Origin of the sequence: Celeribacter halophilus (genome assembly GCF_018860305.1) — a bacterium.
GTDB classification, from domain to species: Bacteria; Pseudomonadota; Alphaproteobacteria; order Rhodobacterales; family Rhodobacteraceae; genus Celeribacter; species Celeribacter halophilus_A.
In genome coordinates, this window is sequence record NZ_JAHKPE010000013.1 from 369,064 (window position 1) to 385,093 (window position 16,030).

Genomic DNA, 16,030 nt, shown 5'->3' on the forward strand with positions numbered 1-16,030 from the left:
CGCCCCCATGCCCTGCCTTTGGGTCAGTCGCGCCCGCGGTAGGGTTTGACATATTGCATCGCCATGTCCCACGGGAAGAAAATCCATGTGTCCTGAGACACTTCCGTGATGTAGCTGTCCACTTGCGGGCGGCCCTTGGGCTTGGCGTAAACCGTGGCGAAATGGGCGTTCGGGTAGAGCGAGCGCACGAGTTCCAGCGTTTTGCCGCTATCCACCAGATCGTCGATGATCAGCACGCCGGTGCCATCACCCATCATGTCCTCATTCGGGGAATTGAGCACCACGGCCTCGGACTGGCTTTGGTGGTCATAGGATTTCACGGAGATCGTATCGACCGTGCGGATGTCCAGCTCGCGTGCGATGATCATTGCAGGCGCCATGCCGCCGCGCGTGATGGCCACGATGGCACGCCATGCGCCGTCATCGGGACCTTTGCCGTCCAGACGCCATGCCAGCGCGCGGCTGTCACGGTGAATCTGGTCCCAACTGATGTGAAAGCCTTTTTCGTGGGGCAGGCGCTCGGACATCTCTTTCATCCTTTCATCAAAATGGCGGGGCCGGTCAGGTGCTGGCGATCCGAAGCCCGAATATGGCGATCATCCCGCCGAGGGCACGGTCGGTCCAGAGCTTGGCTCGGCCATAGGCTTGTCGTGCTTTTTGCCGTGAAAACACGCGGGCGACAATCACATACCACAGGGTTTCGTCAAAAAAGACGAAAAACAATAACAATGCCTTAACGCCAAGGGAGGTTTCGGGAGGGATCAGCCCTGCAAAAACGGCTCCGAAGAAGATGGCGGGTTTCGGATTCGACAGCTGGGTCATGAGACCGAGTCGCACCGCATTGGCCAGAGAGCGCGGGCTGGCCAGCGTTGTGGCGTCCGGCAGCGGGTCACGCGCGTGGCGCAGGGTTTTGAGGCCGATCCAGATCAGGAACAGCCCGCCTGCGATTTTGAAGATCATGTAGGTGCGCGGGAAAATTTCAAACAGGACCGACAGGCCGGACATGGCAGCGATGGCCCAGATGACCGCACCGGCCCCAAAGGCAACAGCAAGACCGAAAGCGGGGCGGAACCCTTCGGAAGCGGCGGTGCGCACGCTGACCACGAAAGAGGGGCCGGGGCTCATGGCTGCGATGAGGTGGATGCTCAGGATCGACAGGAAAACGGTCGGTGTCATGCGGTCTTTCCTCCCAGAAGGTGCAGACAAAAACGGGAGCCGAAGCCCCCGTTTGAAACAGTATATCTGTGGCGGATCAGCCCTTTGACATATCGGGGGCATCCACGGCTTTCATCCCCACGACATGATAGCCCGCATCCACATGGTGCGTCTCGCCCGACACGCCAGAGCCCAGATCGGACAGCAGATAGAGCGCGGAGCCGCCCACATCGTCGATGGTCACATTGCGGCGCAACGGCGAGTTGTATTCGTTCCACTTCATGATGTAGCGGAAATCCCCGATGCCGGAGGCGGCCAGCGTCTTGATCGGGCCGGCGGAAATGGCGTTCACGCGAATGCCGTCCTTGCCCAGATCCTCGGCCAGATAGCGCACGGAGGCTTCCAGAGACGCCTTGGCCACGCCCATCACGTTGTAATGCGGCATGACACGTTCGGCGCCATAATAGGTCATGGTGAGCATGGAGCCACCCTCGGTCATCAGCTTCGCCGCGCGCTGTGCAACGGCGGTAAAGGAGTAGACCGAGATATCCATGGTCAGATTGAAATTGGCGCGCGTCGTGTCGACATAGCGGCCGCGCAATTCGTTCTTGTCGGAAAAGCCGATGGCGTGAACGATAAAGTCGATCTTGCCCCATTTTTCCTTGATCGCATCAAAGAGCGCATCGATGGAGGCCTCTTCGGACACATCGCATTCCACGACGAAATCGGAGCCCAGCCGCTCGGCCAGAGGGATCACGCGTTTCTTCAGTTGCTCGCCCTGGTAAGAGAAGCACAGCTCTGCCCCGTGTTCGGAAAGCGCCTTGGCGATGCCCCATGCGATTGATTTGTCATTCGCGAGGCCCATAATCAGCCCGCGCTTTCCTTCCATCAGTTTGCTCATGGCGTCCTATTATCCGCTTATTATTGGTGTTGAAACGTGCTTTAGGGGTTTTGCGCAAAGCGATCAAGTGTGGCTCCGGTAAATTCGTGACGTGGGGTCACTCGGAAGGGCGCAAACCGCCTGTGCGGCATCAAGGCACCGTGCTGCGCCCTTGTCGGGCCGCAAGGTTCGGATTATCGAGAGAGAGATCAAAAGGAGAGCCGCCATGGTGCCACGCAAAGGTATTTTCAAAGGAGACGACCCGTTCGAGATTTCGCGGCGTTGGTTGAAAGAAGCCGAAGCCAAGGAAATCAACGACCCCAACGCCATTGCGATTGCGACGGTGGATGGCGACGGGCTGCCCAATGTGCGCATGGTGCTGCTCAAGGAGATCGCCGATGACGCCTTCGTCTTTTTCACAAATTACGAGAGCGCCAAGGGGCAAGAGATTGAAAAATCAGGAAAAGCTGCCTTCGTGATGCACTGGAAAAGCCTGCGTCGGCAGGTGCGTGTGCGCGGCTTGGTGACACGCGAAACTGCGGAGGCATCGGACGCTTATTACAAATCGCGCGCGCTGGGATCGCGGATCGGCGCATGGGCCAGCAAGCAATCACGCCCGCTCGAAAGCAAGGCCGCGCTGATGGAAGCGGTGGCCAAAGAGGGCATGAAACACGGCCCCAATCCGAAGCGCCCGCCGTTCTGGGGCGGCTACCGGATCACGCCGCTGGAGATCGAATTCTGGGCCGATGGCGAGTTCCGCCTGCATGATCGTTTCCGCTGGAGTCGCGCCACGCCGCAGGATGCGTGGGAAATTGTCCGGTTGAACCCCTGAGCTTTGCTTGACGTAGGGTAAACCTGTCTCTTGCACAAAAAGACAGGGTGAAGAGGGTTGAACCTTCGGGCGTATTGTCACAGGGTCGCGCTGGGATGAGGGGCAGGTGCCCCCTGTGATGGGCCGGTCGTTTTGATTGGCCCTTATTGAGTAAAAGAGACAATGAACGACACAGATTTGGGGAACATCGTATCGGGTCATGTAAAATGGTTCGATCCGACACGCGGTTTTGGGTTCGTGGTCGCCGATGATGGTGGTCCGGACATTTTGTTGCATGCGAATGTGCTGCGTAACTTCGGACAAAGTTCTGTGGCGGATGCCGCCGAGGTGCGTCTTGTGGTGCAAAGCACGGATCGCGGCGTGCAGGCGATCGAGGTGCTGGAAGTCGCACCTCCTGCGGCCGGAACAGGTCCGGTGCTTGAAGACCTCGAAGAGGTGGACGAGGAGAGTCTGAGCCTGCCGCTGGAGCCTGCGCGGGTAAAATGGTTCGACAAGGGCAAGGGCTTCGGTTTTGCCAATGTTTTCGGGCGTCCCGAGGATGTTTTTGTCCATATCGAAGTGCTGCGCCGCTCCGGTCTGGCCGATTTGATGCCCGGTGAGGCCGTTGGCCTGCGGGTGATCGAGGGGCGTCGCGGTCGTATGGCGGCACATGTCACCGCTTGGGACGTGGCTCTGCGTGAAGCGGAGCAGGACGAGGCGTTTGATGACTAATCTGCGGGGCCTGCTGTCGTGGGCCTGCGCGGGCCTGATTGCCGGAGGGATCGCCCTCTCGCCAGCACCGCTTCTGGCCGAAAACCTTTGCCGCGCCGACGAGGTCATTGTGACCAGTCCGGATGCGGCAGAGGCAGACGTGGTCCGCTTCTCTGTCGAGATTGCCGATGATGCCGAGGAGCGCGCCTTGGGGCTGATGAACCGCCCCGAGATGGCGCGTTCGCATGGCATGTTGTTCGTCTATGAAAAGCCGCAGCCGGTGGCCTTCTGGATGGCGAACACGCTGATTCCGCTTGATATGATCTTCGTGGACCAGCGCGGGGTTGTAACCCGTGTCCATGAAGAGGCCGTGCCTCTGGATCGCACTGCGATTCCCGGCGGGGATGCGGTTTTCGCCGTTTTGGAGATCAACGGCGGTCTGGCCGAGGCGCTCGATATCCGTCCGGGCGATGTGCTGCGCCATCCTGCGTTCGGGAATGATGCGGCTGATCCCTGTTTTAAGTGAATAAGCTCTTTTCAAACGCGTTTTCTCAGGTTAGGAGAGGCGCACGGTCGGGGCGTGGCGCAGTCTGGTAGCGCACCTGTTTTGGGTACAGGGGGTCGTGAGTTCGAATCTCGCCGCCCCGACCACTTTCCTCACATCTCTGTGCAAATGATCGCGGCCAAGATCGTCACCGTGTCATGTCATGCGTGATTGTTGCGGTGCGTTTGTGGTGTCTGTGATGTGCTCTGTGTGCCCGACAGATGTCCGACGCTTATCCGACAGCAATCCGACAGTGCTCACATGGGGAGATCTCTCGCATGTTGCGAAGGGGCGAGGGGCAGAGATTCTCCGAATCTCAACGAGGGTTCACGCCGCTTTAGGTCTCTGTGTCATAAAAATGATTCGCTTTTCTGCACGGGCAGGGAAGCACATCTTCTTGTGGCTCTTCCGGGCGGTTTGCTGCGTAAAAACAGCCTTGTAGCGGTGTTTTTACGCAGTAATACGGGATTTTCCGCCTTTGTCCACTCTGGGTTGAGCCACTATATGTTGTGTGCTTATCTTCCGGGCAATCACAGCACCGTGAGCAGAAAATCGCAGATTGCGACAATCTCCCACTTATCCACATGGGCTTGTTCATAATCTTAACGCACGTTCTGAAACCTATGGAAAACAAAAGAAAAAGAGTTAATGCCATAGGGGACGAATCGGGGTGGCCTGTGGGTAATTTTCGTCAAATGATTTTTGCAAAACAAAAGGGTAAATTTTGCGTTGACCGACAGGCAGGACCGCTGCACATTGTGGGAGCCGGTTGGGTTGCACACTACATTTAGTGGTTCTTGAGCGGCGAGGGACAAGGGTCTCGGGGGACTTAACCGCGCAGGGCTCGCTCCGGTTTTCGCAGAAATAGCGGGAAAACACCGGAAGCAGCGTATAAAAACAGGGTTTTGCCACCGCAGATCTACCGATGATCACAGACGAATCTGTTACGCGACCGAAGGCCATTGGTTCTTCGGAGCGGGAAGGTTTTGTCCGTGGGAATCTGGGACCTTCCTCGCTGCTGCCATACAAGATGTAGATGGCCGGCTCGGGTATAAATGAGCGTCAAAAGCGCGATAGTGAGATGGTTGGGGCAAAATGAAGATCGAGCGGAAATTCACGGCAGCAGATCAGGACGCTTATGCGGATCTGGAGTTCACCAGAACCTCCTCGGAAATTCGAAATCCGGACGGAACGGTGGTTTTCAAGCTCGATGATTGCGAAATCCCCGCAAAGTGGTCACAGGTCGCCTCCGATGTGATCGCCCAGAAATATTTCCGCAAGGCCGGCATCCCCGCCGCCCTGAAAAAAGTCCGCGAAAAAGGTGTCCCGTCCTTCCTTTGGCGCTCTGTTCCCGACGAAGAAAAACTGGCGCAACTTCCTGAAAACGAACGGTTTGTTGGCGAGATCTCCGCGAAACAGGTGTTCGACCGTCTGGCCGGTGCATGGACCTATTGGGGCTGGAAAGGTGGCTATTTTACCTCTGAAGAGGATGCCAAAGCCTATTACGACGAAATGCGTTTTATGCTTGCCGCGCAGATGGGTGCGCCCAACTCGCCGCAATGGTTCAACACCGGCCTGCATTGGGCCTATGGCATCGACGGACCGGGGCAGGGGCATTACTATGTGGATTACAAGACCGGCGAGTTGACGCGGTCGTCCTCGGCCTATGAACACCCGCAGCCCCACGCCTGTTTCATCCAATCCGTGGCCGATGATCTGGTCTCCGATGGCGGGATCATGGATCTTTGGGTGCGGGAAGCGCGTCTGTTCAAATACGGCTCCGGCACGGGTACCAACTTCTCCAGCCTGCGGGCGGCCAATGAAAGCCTCTCCGGGGGTGGTAAATCTTCCGGCCTTATGGGCTTTCTGAAAATCGGTGACCGCGCGGCAGGAGCAATCAAATCCGGCGGCACCACGCGGCGCGCCGCAAAGATGGTGATCTGCGATATGGATCACCCCGACATTGAAGAATTCATCAACTGGAAGGTGATCGAAGAGCAGAAGGTGGCCTCCATCGTCGCGGGCTCCAAGATGCACGAACGCCAGTTGAACGAGATTTTCGACGCCATCGGCACATGGGACGGGGCCGAGGACGATGCTTTTGACCCGAAGAAAAACCCTGCGCTGAAAGCGGCCATCAAGGGCGCGAAACATTGCGCCATTCCCGAGACCTACGTCAAACGGGTGCTGGACTACGCCAAGCAGGGCTATTCCTCCATCGAATTCCCGACCTATGACACGGATTGGGACTCTGAGGCCTATGCCTCGGTCTCCGGTCAGAACTCCAACAATTCCGTGCGCGTCACAGATGCCTTCTTCAAGGCCGTGAAAGACGATGCCGAGTGGGAACTTTTGCGCCGCACGGATGGCGGCGTGGCCAAGACGGTACGGGCGCGTGATCTCTGGGAGCAGGTGGGGCACGCCGCATGGGCCTGTGCCGATCCGGGCATCCAGTTCCACGACACCATCAACGCATGGCACACCTGTCCCGAAGATGGCGCGATCCGTGGATCGAACCCGTGCTCGGAATATATGTTCCTTGATGACACGGCTTGTAACCTTGCCTCGATGAACCTGCTGACCTTCCTGCATGACGGTGTGTTCGATGCGGAAAGCTACATGCATGCGACCCGCATCTGGACGCTGACGCTGGAAATTTCCGTGATGATGGCGCAGTTTCCGTCGAAAGAGATCGCACATCGCAGCTATGACTTCCGCACGCTGGGGCTTGGCTATGCCAATATCGGCGGGCTGTTGATGAACATGGGGCTGGGTTACGACAGCGACGAAGGCCGCGCGATGACCGGCGCTTTGACCGCGATCATGACCGGTGTGTCCTATACGACCTCGGCGGAGATTGCCGGTGAGCTCGGGGCGTTTTCACGCTTTGAGGCGAACCGCGAGCACATGTTGCGCGTCATTCGCAACCACCGCACCGCCGCCTATGGCAAGACCACAGGTTACGAGGGGCTTGAGGTCAAGCCGGTCGCTCTGGATCACGAAAACTGCCCCGACGCGCATCTGGTTGAACTCGCCAAATCCGCATGGGACGAAGCGCTGGCGCTGGGTGAGAAACACGGCTACCGCAATGCGCAGGTCTCTGTGATCGCGCCGACGGGGACCATCGGTCTGGTGATGGATTGCGACACCACAGGGATCGAACCGGATTTCGCTCTGGTGAAATTCAAGAAGCTCGCCGGTGGCGGCTATTTCAAAATCATCAACCAGTCCGTGCCCGCCGCCCTCGAAAAACTCGGCTACGGCTCGGCAGAGATCGAAGAGATCGTGTCCTATGCCGTGGGGCATGGCACGCTTGGCAATGCGCCGGGGATCAACCACACGGCACTGATCGGTCACGGTTTCGGCCCTGCGCAGATCGAAAAGATCGAAGCGGCGCTGCCCTCGGCCTTTGACATCCGCTTTGTCTTCAACCAGTGGACGCTGGGCGAGGAATTCTGCACCGGAACGCTGGGGATTCCGACGGAGAAGCTCAACGATCCGACTTTCGATCTGCTGCGCAGCCTCGGTTTCACGAAACAGGACATCGAAGCGGCCAACGACCATGTCTGTGGCACCATGACACTGGAAGGTGCGCCGCATCTGAAAGAAGAGCATTATCACATCTTCGATTGCGCCAATGCCTGTGGCCGCAAGGGTACGCGTTACCTGTCGGTTGAAAGCCATATCACCATGATGGCCGCCGCACAGTCGTTCATCTCGGGGGCGATCTCCAAGACGATCAACATGCCCAATGACGCCACCATCGAGGACTGTCTGAAAGCCTATGAGCTGTCATGGTCTCTGGGCACCAAGGCCAATGCGCTCTACCGCGACGGCTCGAAACTGAGCCAGCCGCTCGCCTCCGCGCTCATTGAAGACGATGACGAAGCCGAGGAAATTCTCGCCACCGGCACAGCGCAGGAAAAAGCACAGGTTCTGGCGGAGAAAATCGTCGAGAAAGTCGTGATCAAGGAAGTAGCGCGCGGGCGGGAAAAACTGCCCAGTCGTCGGAAGGGCTACACCCAGAAATCCATCGTCGGCGGGCACAAGGTCTATCTGCGCACCGGTGAATATGAGGACGGCAAGCTCGGTGAAATCTTCATCGACATGCACAAAGAGGGCGCCGGTTTCCGCGCGATGATGAATAATTTCGCCATCGCCGTCTCTGTTGGGCTGCAATACGGTGTGCCGCTCGAAGAATTTGTCGATGCCTTCACCTTCACCAAGTTCGAACCGGCCGGCATGGTGCAGGGCAATGACTCGATCAAGAACGCCACCTCGATCCTCGACTATATCTTCCGCGAGTTGGCGGTGAGCTATCTGGATCGCACCGACTTGGCCCATGTCAAACCGCAAGGCGCGTCGTTTGACGATCTGGACAAAGAGGCCGCCGAAGGTGTGTCCAACATCAAAGCCCCGTCTGAAAGCGCCTCGGCCAAATCCATCGAAGTGCTCAAGCAGATATCTTCGACCGGCTACCTGCGCAAACGCCTGCCGCAAGACCTTGTGGTGCTGCAAGGCGGGATGCAGTCGGGCGGGGTGGCGCTCAATGGCTCCGTAGATCCGGAAGCGGCGCTGCATGCCTTGGTGCCGGAAACCAAGACTGCGCCTGCGTCGTCGGACCAAACGGCGCTGTCTTCAGGGACTGTCGCCATGACCGCGCGCGATAAGGCCAAGATGCAGGGCTATGAGGGCGAGGCCTGTGGCGAATGCGGCAACTACACGCTGGTGCGCAACGGCACCTGTATGAAATGCAACACCTGCGGCAGCACTTCGGGCTGTTCGTAAGGGGAAGGACACGACCATGAACCTTGTTTTCGACATCGCAGGCCAGCTTTGCGCCGCCGATCGTGTGACCATGAAGGGCAACACGCTCGAGGCGGAATTCGACCGCAATGTGATGGGCGCGTTGGCAGATGCCTATGACCGCGCCCATGCGGTCTCTGTCCTCGGCGTTCCGTCGCTTTCGGTGACCTATTCGGTTCAGGATTACCGCGATGCAGGGGAGGCGGGCTGTAAGGCGGTGTTCTCCGTCAACAGTTCTGCGGGTCGTGTGCTGCACTAGAGAGGTGCAGAAAAGAGTTTCAGGAGCGGATGCGTTCGCTCCCGACGCGGATCGGGCCGCAGGCAAATAATCTACCGGGCGGTATAAATAGTGAGCCTGATCAGCGAACCTCGGGGGGCCATATTGGCTCCCCTTTTTTCTTTCAAGTTATGAGGTTGATAGGAATTGACCATCTTTTGCGGGATCAACGGTTACTTCGTGGTCAGTTCCGCGTTTGCCTCACTTGCCTCCGGGATGATGTCGGTTCCCAGATTGCGATCAGGGTCATCAATGGTTTTCTCGGAAAAACGATCGCACTTTTCAGCGAAAAAGGGAATTGGCCCGAATATGCTCTCCTGATGAGCCGCCTTGGCGAACACCCGCGCGGGTCTCTGGTCGCGCTTTGCTATCCTTTAAGCCGAAGTCAATAATGTCGAAGGGGAAGGATGCGTTTCAATGAGGCACTTCAGGAATGCTTCGATTTTGCGATTTGGCCGCTGGTTCCTTCGTGTCACGGCAGCAAATTGCACAGAGTAGGACAGTTCTTTGGAAAAGAGGCGCCAGAATCGGGAGTGGCCTCCGATACAGGGAATCAGGTGATCTCCCAAAAAACCAAGATACCGTCCGGATTGTACCAGAAGCGCCAGAGATTCTTCGTCCTTTACGCTTGCCGTACGTTCCAGCCCAAGCATGTTGCTTACGCGCATGTTTGGTGAGTTAAACGAATATCCTGCATATTTATATGCGGGCAGCGTGGCTTTCGGGTCAAGCCCGTGGGTGTCACGGCCGAAAAGCGGATGCCCTTTCCCGCAATACAGATTCATATTTGCGCAATACAATTCCGTATAGGATAGCATTGGTGATGTTTGATAGGCCGGCATGATCGCCAGATCGATGGAGCCATTTAGGATATTGGCTTCAAGCGAAGTCAGCGTGTCCATTGAAATTTCCAGCGAAACATTCGGTGCAATCTGATCGAATTTCTCTATTGCCTTATCGATTTGCGCTTGGGGATTTGTTGAGGATTGATCGTAGACACCAAAACGGATCGTGCCGGATAAAGTGCTTTGTATCGCGTCGACATCGGAGCGAAACTCGTCGATTTGTGTGAGCAAATGGGTTGCCAGCTTGAGAACCTGTTCTCCTTCCGATGTCAGTTGAAAGCCGGATGGCCCCCGAAGGCATAAACGTAATCCCAGCCGAGTTTCCAAATCCGAAATATGACGCGAGATCGTCGACTTTCCGATGTTCAGTTCCATCTCGGAAGCCGCAATCCCGTTGCAGGCAGCCACGACAGAAAATACACGCAGCAACCGAATATCAACGTCTCCCAAGGATTTCAGGATCGCCTGTTTTGCCAAAAGAGGTTTCCTTTTTGTGGAACTTTGAGCCGAAAGGTTGTGAACCACCAAACCAAAATATTCGGTTAACGTAAAGGAAGTGCTCCGAAAAACGGCTCACAAATGTGTCACGTATGACGCGAATGCCTGCCGTTTATCAAAAAATAAAAAGCACACTGACAACCAACATCGAGGAAAATATGTCTTCCAAACCTCCCCTAATGGAACTCCCTATCGCAACGGCTGACCACGGTTTTTATTCCGGATTCAGCATCAGTGTTGCAGTCGTTTCCAAGATTATCATCGCAGCCTTGGTTATTTGGGCTATTGTATTTCCGGAACAAGCGGGCAGAATCCTGAATGCAATCAATAGCTTCATCCTGTCCCACACGGCATATTGGTATATCGGGATCGTTGCTCTGTTTGTTTTGACCTGCTCAATATTGGCGGTCATCCCCGCAACGGGAAAATTGAAGCTGGGTTTGGAAGGCGACGAACCCGAATTTGCACGCTTTTCTTGGTTTGCCATGATGTTCGGCGCTGCCATCGGTGTCGGCATGTTGACTTGGGCGGTCGCGGAACCGGTCTATCACTTTCAGAACAACCCTGATGTCATCGCCGGAACAGCCACCGGCTCGACGCAAGACAACGTTATCAATGCGTATAAGTGGTCCTATCTTCACTGGGGCGTTCAGGCTTGGGGGTGTTATTGCCTCACCGGTATGGCGATGGCCTTTTTCAGTTACCGCCGCGGACTGCCGCTGACCGTTCGTAGCTCACTGACTCCGATATTCGGCAAGGCGCTCTCCGGAACGCTGGGCAACCTGATTGATATTGTTGCTGTTGTCGCGACCATTCTCGGGGTTGCTCAGGCTCTCGGGTTCGGGGTTGAACAATTTGTCGCGGGCATGACTCGCATTGGCATCGGTGGTTTGACAGATGCAGATACCGGAGCGGCCAATACGTTCGGTGTTCTTGTGTCCATTTTCATTATTATGGCAGCCTCGACCGCATCTGCTTTGTCCGGAGTTGGCAAAGGGATCAAACTTTTGTCCAATCTGAACCTGATCCTGTCCTTCTTTCTTTTGGGCTTCTTCCTGCTCTTCGGATCTACGTTTTTCGGTCTCGAAGCGCTGTTTATGGGAACGTTCGAATATCTTATCAACTTGCCCACAATGCTGTTCCAAGTGTTCCGTTCGGACGGCGTAGAGGGCTCGGTTGCCAGCGAATTGGCGAATTGGCAGAGCGCATGGTCTGTATTCTACTGGGCATGGTGGGTCGCCTTCGCGCCATTCGTCGGGCTGTTTCTGGCCCGTATCTCCAAAGGCCGCTCGATCCGCGAATTCGTGATTGGTGCGATGATCATGCCGTCGATTATGTGCTTTATCTGGTTCAGTTTTGCAGGCGGCACGGCGATTGACCTGACTTTGAACGGGGATGCCGGTGATGCGATCTTTTCGGTGCCTGACGGTGACAAGATTTTCGCCATGGTCATTTATATGCTGGGAGATCATTGGGGATGGTTTATGTCCGTGCTCGTTGTTGTTCTTCTGCTGACCTATCTGGTGACAACAGCGGACTCTGCCGTGCTGATTGTAAACACAATTAATGCGGCAGGTGATGAAGGACCAAAGGCCCGCCCACATATCTATTTCTGGGGGATCGCTCTGGGGGCCGTGGTTGCAGCCTTGCTGATCGCAGGTGGCCCGGGTGGCGGCCTGAAAGCCATTCAGACCGCGATGGTTATCGGAGCCTTTCCGTTCTCAATAGTGATGGTGCTACAATGCGTATCCCTTGTAAAAGCGGCGTGGAGCGACACGAAGCGCTCTAAAGCAGGCATCCAATCCACAACTGATGTGGCGGTTGATGTCATCTCGGCTGAATAAGATGTTCCGGACGCCCTTTGGGGCGTCCGGCCACTTGCTTCCCCGTCTTGAGATTTTTTCAGAGCATTTGTCCAAGCCTAAACACTTAAGCAAATGCGAAAAGTCATTTTGAGCAGCCCCACTTGTGGCAGAAGAAAAGCGTGACAGGGCCAGGTTTGAACGGTCTCGATATCATGCCACCTTCGCCTCGACTTGGGCGGTTTGGATATTGACGTGATCAAGCCTGCGCAGCTGCATTTCAGAAGCCTTCCAGAACGATCTTACCCTTGGCGCGACCGCTCTCAATGAGCGCATGGGCGCGCTTGAGGTTTTCGGCATTGATCGTTCCGAAGCTCTCTGTCGCGGTTGAACGGATTTTACCTGCATCAATCAGACCCGCCACGGTGTCGAGGATGCCCCCCTGACGCGCGATGTCTTCGGTGGTGAACAGGGAACGGGTGAACATCAGCTCCCAGTGGATCGACACAGCCTTGCCCTTGAACGGCATGATGTCAAAATTCTCCGGATCGTCGATCAGGCCAAATCGGCCCTGAGGTGCGATGAATTCCGCGATTTGTGTCACGTAGCTATCCGAGTGGTTGGTCGAAAAGACAAAGGCAGGGGCACCAATGCCGAGAGCGGCGATTTGTTCGGGCAGTGGCTTGGAGTGGTCCACCACATGATGCGCACCAAGCTCCTTGACCCACTCTTGGGTTTCAGGACGTGAGGCTGTGGCGATGATCGTCAGGTCGGTCTGTTCGCGCAGAAGTTGGATTGCGATGGAGCCGACCCCGCCCGCGCCGCCGATGATGACGATGGCCTTGGCCGCACCCGGAACCGGATCAGTGACTTTCAGGCGGTCAAAGATCATCTCTTGCGCTGTTAGCGTGGTGAGCGGTAGTGCCGCTGCGGCAGAGGTTTCAATAGATTTGGGCGCATGTCCGACAATGCGGGCATCCACGAGGTGATATTCGGCATTGGTGCCGGAGCGGTTGATCGCGCCCGCATACCAGACCTTGTCACCCGGTTTGAATTGCGTGACCTTCTCGCCCGTCTCCACGACCTCTCCAACGGCGTCCCAACCAAGGATCACAGGCGCATCCCCCTCGGCGGGGCGGCTCTGGCGGACTTTAACGTCAACGGGGTTGACCGAGACAGCGGCAACCTTGACCAGAATGTCATGACCGGTTGCGGAGGGCTTGTCGATCTCGAGGTCAATGAGGGCATCGGCGCGGTCGATTGCGCCGTTGGTGGTGTATCCGATGGCTTTCATCTGTGTTCTCCGTGGTAAATAGGGGGTGGCAAGCGCTGCGGCTCAGTCGATTTTGGTCATTTCGGCAAGAATGAACTGGTCAACGGCACCCTCGGTTGCGGCCAAATAGGCGGCAAGGTGGGGGGCGTTCATGTGCTCCTGCCAGATCTCGCGGCTTTCCCAGTTTTCATAGAAAGTGAAATGCGCAGGGTCTTCGTTGTCCTGATGCAGGTCATAGGTGATGCAGCCCGCCTCGGCGCGGGTGATCGGCACCAGTTTGAGCAGCTCGGCTTTGACCAGATCGATTTTATCGGCTTTGGCGTGAATGTTGGCGACGATTGTGAGCGTGGACATGGGGTGTTCCTTGTTTGCGGTTATGACGGGGATATACGTCGCCGTTAAAACCGAATAAACAGGGCGCAATCGGAATAATAATTCGGAAAAACCGTATAATGTTGATCGACAATATCCGCTTGTTCTTAACCATTGCAGAGAAAGGGTCGCTTGTCGCGGCCGCGCGCGAGGCGGGCCTGTCGCGCACCACGGTCTCGGAGCGGCTGGCTGCCTTGGAAGCGCATTACGGTGTTGTGTTGTTCAACCGCACCACGCGTTCGCTTAGCCTGACCGATGAGGGACGCACGCTGCTCAGCGGGGCAAAGGTGGTTCTGGGCGAGATCGAGGAACTGGAAGCGCGTATCCGGCACGGGGCCGAAACGCTCTCCGGCCCGATCCGCGTCAGCGCGCCGATCGATCTTGGTCGCTCGATTGTTTCTGATGTGGTCGCGGATTTTACCGCCGAAAATCCAGCAATCTCCGTCGAGCTTCTCCTCTCCGATGGCTATGTTGATATCGTCGGGCAAGGTGTCGATCTGGCGCTACGTTATGGCGTCATAACGGATAGCACCCTGCGCACGCGCAGCCTTGGCCGTTTCCGCCGCATCGTCTGTGCCGCACCTGCTTATCTTGCGAAACACGGCGCACCTCAAACGCCCGAAGACCTGACCCAGCACAACTGCCTGATCATGCGGCTCGGGATGACTTTAGATAATGTCTGGCGCTTCGGCCCCGACACAAAACCGCAAACGGTGACGGTGCGGGGGAACAAGACCGTCAACGATGGGGCCTTGGTGCGGCAATGGGCGATTGAGGGGCACGGGATCATCCTCAAATCCGAACTGGATGTCGCGCCCGATATTGCGGCGGGCCGCTTGGTCGCGTTGCTGGAGGACTATGCTGCGCCGCCGAACCCGCTGCAGATGATGTTCCCGCCCGGCAGGGCGCAACCCCGCCGCGTCCGCGCATTGGCCAAAGCCCTCAGTGAGGCAATAATGATGCGAAAATCGCAGTAGTGCGGAGATGCTGACAGGCGCAACACTAACGGCGATGCGAAACTGCTATTCCGGTATTGCTTTCGCGGGAATTGGAGTTTTCATTTTTCTCGCCGTTATACTCAACTGGCAACAGTTCAGTATAGGTTTTTAGGGCAGGGTGGCGAGCCTGACAGAACCTCCTTGGTGTGCTTTATTCAGGCGAGGATGGTGTTGCTGCTCGTTCCAGAAACCACGAGATAACGACCTCAATAGCCGGGTTTTGTTTGGTCTTGCGTGTGGAAAGCAGGTAGAAATCCTGCTTTCCTGAGAGCGCCTTGGGCGTGATCTGTATCAATCGTTGGGCGGCAATGTCGGCCTCCACAAGAAAGCGGCTTGCCAGAGCCGCTCCCTGACCAAACAGGGCTGCATCCACGGACAGGGATGTTTGGCTGAGGCGTAGCCCATGTCCGCCCTCATCTTCGATGTTGTGCAGTTTGAGAAACTCGGGCCAGAGATTGTGACTGTCGTGAAGTTTGGGGATGGCGGACAACGCCTTGGCATCAAGAGGCAGGTCATACCCGTCCACCAGACTTGGCGCGGCCACGGCGATAATCTCCTGACGAAACAGGAGGCGCGCATCAAGGGACGCTCCGAAAGGTGGTTTTCCCTGCCGCACGGCAAGATCAATTCCGTCGCTGTGAAAGCTTGAAACCTTTTCGGTGGCCAGAATGCGCAGGTCGATATCCGGATGCCTGGCCGAAAAGTCCGGTAGGTTGGGGATCAGCCATTTTGCGGCGAATGTCGGTGTGACGCTGACCAGAACTTTGCCGGGCTCCGGCTTGAGTTGCTCCGTTGCATTGCGCAGCGCCTCGAAAGCGGCGGCGACAAAGACGTGATAACCCCGTCCCGCTGGCGTGAAGGCCAAGCCCTTTGGAAGCCGTTCAAACAAGGGCACGCCTAAATGCGCCTCAAGTTGACGCACCTGTTGGGCGACGGCCCCTTGGGTGACGCCAAGTTCATCCGCAGCAGCACGGAAATTCAGACATCTGCCAGCCACGTCAAATGCACGTAGACCGTTGAGGGGAGGAAGTTGCGGCATTTGGCAATAGTAATCCTAC

The 16,030-nt window shown here is 56.6% G+C and carries 14 protein-coding genes and 1 tRNA gene; 8 read left to right on the forward strand and 7 right to left on the reverse strand.

Annotated elements, in window-relative coordinates; translation table 11 throughout:
- Positions 1 to 23: 23 nt before the first annotated feature.
- The 3 genes from gpt to fabI form a co-directional block, all read right to left on the reverse strand.
- On the reverse strand, positions 24 to 527 hold the full coding sequence (gene gpt, locus KO492_RS03385; protein ID WP_216043664.1) for a xanthine phosphoribosyltransferase: 504 nt from the start codon (positions 525 to 527) through the stop codon (positions 24 to 26).
- A 34-nt stretch (positions 528 to 561) separates the two neighbouring features.
- A complete protein-coding gene (locus KO492_RS03390; RefSeq protein WP_216043665.1) occupies positions 562 to 1,176 on the reverse strand; it encodes a LysE family translocator in 615 nt (204 codons plus the stop codon).
- 76 nt (positions 1,177 to 1,252) lie between these two features.
- Entirely contained in the window at positions 1,253 to 2,056 is an 804-nt protein-coding gene (gene fabI, locus KO492_RS03395; RefSeq protein ID WP_216043666.1) for an enoyl-ACP reductase FabI, read from the reverse strand.
- Positions 2,057 to 2,261: 205 nt separating this feature from the next.
- Between fabI and pdxH the strand changes: the two genes are divergently transcribed.
- From pdxH to KO492_RS03425, 6 genes are all read left to right on the forward strand, one after another.
- Positions 2,262 to 2,867, forward strand: a complete 606-nt coding sequence (pdxH, locus tag KO492_RS03400) for a pyridoxamine 5'-phosphate oxidase (RefSeq protein ID WP_216043667.1) — start codon at positions 2,262 to 2,264, stop codon at positions 2,865 to 2,867.
- A gap of 162 nt (positions 2,868 to 3,029) precedes the next feature.
- The gene (locus KO492_RS03405; RefSeq protein ID WP_216043668.1) at positions 3,030 to 3,578 is read left to right on the forward strand and encodes a cold-shock protein; all 549 of its coding nucleotides are present in this window, start codon (positions 3,030 to 3,032) and stop codon (positions 3,576 to 3,578) included.
- Positions 3,571 to 4,083, forward strand: a complete 513-nt coding sequence (locus KO492_RS03410) for a DUF192 domain-containing protein (RefSeq protein WP_216043669.1) — start codon at positions 3,571 to 3,573, stop codon at positions 4,081 to 4,083. Before KO492_RS03405 ends, KO492_RS03410 begins: the two co-directional genes overlap by 8 nt.
- A 48-nt stretch (positions 4,084 to 4,131) precedes the next feature.
- Positions 4,132 to 4,208, forward strand: a tRNA-Pro gene (locus tag KO492_RS03415).
- A gap of 988 nt (positions 4,209 to 5,196) precedes the next feature.
- A complete protein-coding gene (locus KO492_RS03420; RefSeq protein WP_216043670.1) occupies positions 5,197 to 8,889 on the forward strand; it encodes a vitamin B12-dependent ribonucleotide reductase in 3,693 nt (1,230 codons plus the stop codon).
- Positions 8,890 to 8,905: 16 nt separating this feature from the next.
- Positions 8,906 to 9,166, forward strand: coding sequence for a hypothetical protein (locus KO492_RS03425; protein ID WP_066601535.1), 261 nt, complete (start codon positions 8,906 to 8,908; stop codon positions 9,164 to 9,166).
- A 392-nt stretch (positions 9,167 to 9,558) separates the two neighbouring features.
- Here KO492_RS03425 and KO492_RS03430 read toward each other — a convergent pair whose 3' ends face one another.
- Positions 9,559 to 10,506, reverse strand: coding sequence for a LysR family transcriptional regulator (locus tag KO492_RS03430; protein ID WP_216043671.1), 948 nt, complete (start codon positions 10,504 to 10,506; stop codon positions 9,559 to 9,561).
- 179 nt (positions 10,507 to 10,685) lie between these two features.
- Between KO492_RS03430 and KO492_RS03435 the strand changes: the two genes are divergently transcribed.
- The gene (locus KO492_RS03435) at positions 10,686 to 12,371 is read left to right on the forward strand and encodes a BCCT family transporter (RefSeq protein WP_216043721.1); all 1,686 of its coding nucleotides are present in this window, start codon (positions 10,686 to 10,688) and stop codon (positions 12,369 to 12,371) included.
- 238 nt (positions 12,372 to 12,609) lie between these two features.
- Here the strand turns inward: KO492_RS03435 and KO492_RS03440 are convergent, their stop codons facing one another.
- Complete coding sequence (locus tag KO492_RS03440; RefSeq protein WP_216043672.1) at positions 12,610 to 13,623, reverse strand: zinc-binding alcohol dehydrogenase family protein; 1,014 nt, start codon at positions 13,621 to 13,623, stop codon at positions 12,610 to 12,612.
- A 42-nt stretch (positions 13,624 to 13,665) separates the two neighbouring features.
- On the reverse strand, positions 13,666 to 13,956 hold the full coding sequence (locus tag KO492_RS03445) for a putative quinol monooxygenase (RefSeq protein WP_216043673.1): 291 nt from the start codon (positions 13,954 to 13,956) through the stop codon (positions 13,666 to 13,668).
- A 98-nt stretch (positions 13,957 to 14,054) separates the two neighbouring features.
- Between KO492_RS03445 and KO492_RS03450 the strand changes: the two genes are divergently transcribed.
- The gene (locus tag KO492_RS03450) at positions 14,055 to 14,951 is read left to right on the forward strand and encodes a LysR family transcriptional regulator (protein WP_216043674.1); all 897 of its coding nucleotides are present in this window, start codon (positions 14,055 to 14,057) and stop codon (positions 14,949 to 14,951) included.
- A 172-nt stretch (positions 14,952 to 15,123) separates the two neighbouring features.
- Here KO492_RS03450 and KO492_RS03455 read toward each other — a convergent pair whose 3' ends face one another.
- Positions 15,124 to 16,011: a LysR substrate-binding domain-containing protein gene (locus tag KO492_RS03455; RefSeq protein ID WP_216043675.1), complete on the reverse strand. Its 888-nt coding sequence runs from the start codon at positions 16,009 to 16,011 to the stop codon at positions 15,124 to 15,126.
- Between the last annotated feature and the right edge of the window lie 19 nt (positions 16,012 to 16,030).

Bases quoted from the DNA above. Each gene is read 5' to 3' on its own strand.
- KO492_RS03425 (WP_066601535.1), top strand. From the start codon at position 8,906: ATGAACCTTGTTTTCGACATCGCAGGCCAGCTTTGCGCCGCCGATCGT.
- KO492_RS03390 (WP_216043665.1), bottom strand. From the start codon at position 1,176: ATGACACCGACCGTTTTCCTGTCGATCCTGAGCATCCACCTCATCGCA.
- KO492_RS03440 (WP_216043672.1), bottom strand. From the start codon at position 13,623: ATGAAAGCCATCGGATACACCACCAACGGCGCAATCGACCGCGCCGAT.
- fabI (WP_216043666.1), bottom strand. From the start codon at position 2,056: ATGAGCAAACTGATGGAAGGAAAGCGCGGGCTGATTATGGGCCTCGCG.
- pdxH (WP_216043667.1), top strand. From the start codon at position 2,262: ATGGTGCCACGCAAAGGTATTTTCAAAGGAGACGACCCGTTCGAGATT.
- KO492_RS03405 (WP_216043668.1), top strand. From the start codon at position 3,030: ATGAACGACACAGATTTGGGGAACATCGTATCGGGTCATGTAAAATGG.
- KO492_RS03420 (WP_216043670.1), top strand. From the start codon at position 5,197: ATGAAGATCGAGCGGAAATTCACGGCAGCAGATCAGGACGCTTATGCG.
- KO492_RS03410 (WP_216043669.1), top strand. From the start codon at position 3,571: ATGACTAATCTGCGGGGCCTGCTGTCGTGGGCCTGCGCGGGCCTGATT.
- gpt (WP_216043664.1), bottom strand. From the start codon at position 527: ATGTCCGAGCGCCTGCCCCACGAAAAAGGCTTTCACATCAGTTGGGAC.
- KO492_RS03445 (WP_216043673.1), bottom strand. From the start codon at position 13,956: ATGTCCACGCTCACAATCGTCGCCAACATTCACGCCAAAGCCGATAAA.
- KO492_RS03435 (WP_216043721.1), top strand. From the start codon at position 10,686: ATGTCTTCCAAACCTCCCCTAATGGAACTCCCTATCGCAACGGCTGAC.
- KO492_RS03450 (WP_216043674.1), top strand. From the start codon at position 14,055: ATGTTGATCGACAATATCCGCTTGTTCTTAACCATTGCAGAGAAAGGG.
- KO492_RS03455 (WP_216043675.1), bottom strand. From the start codon at position 16,011: ATGCCGCAACTTCCTCCCCTCAACGGTCTACGTGCATTTGACGTGGCT.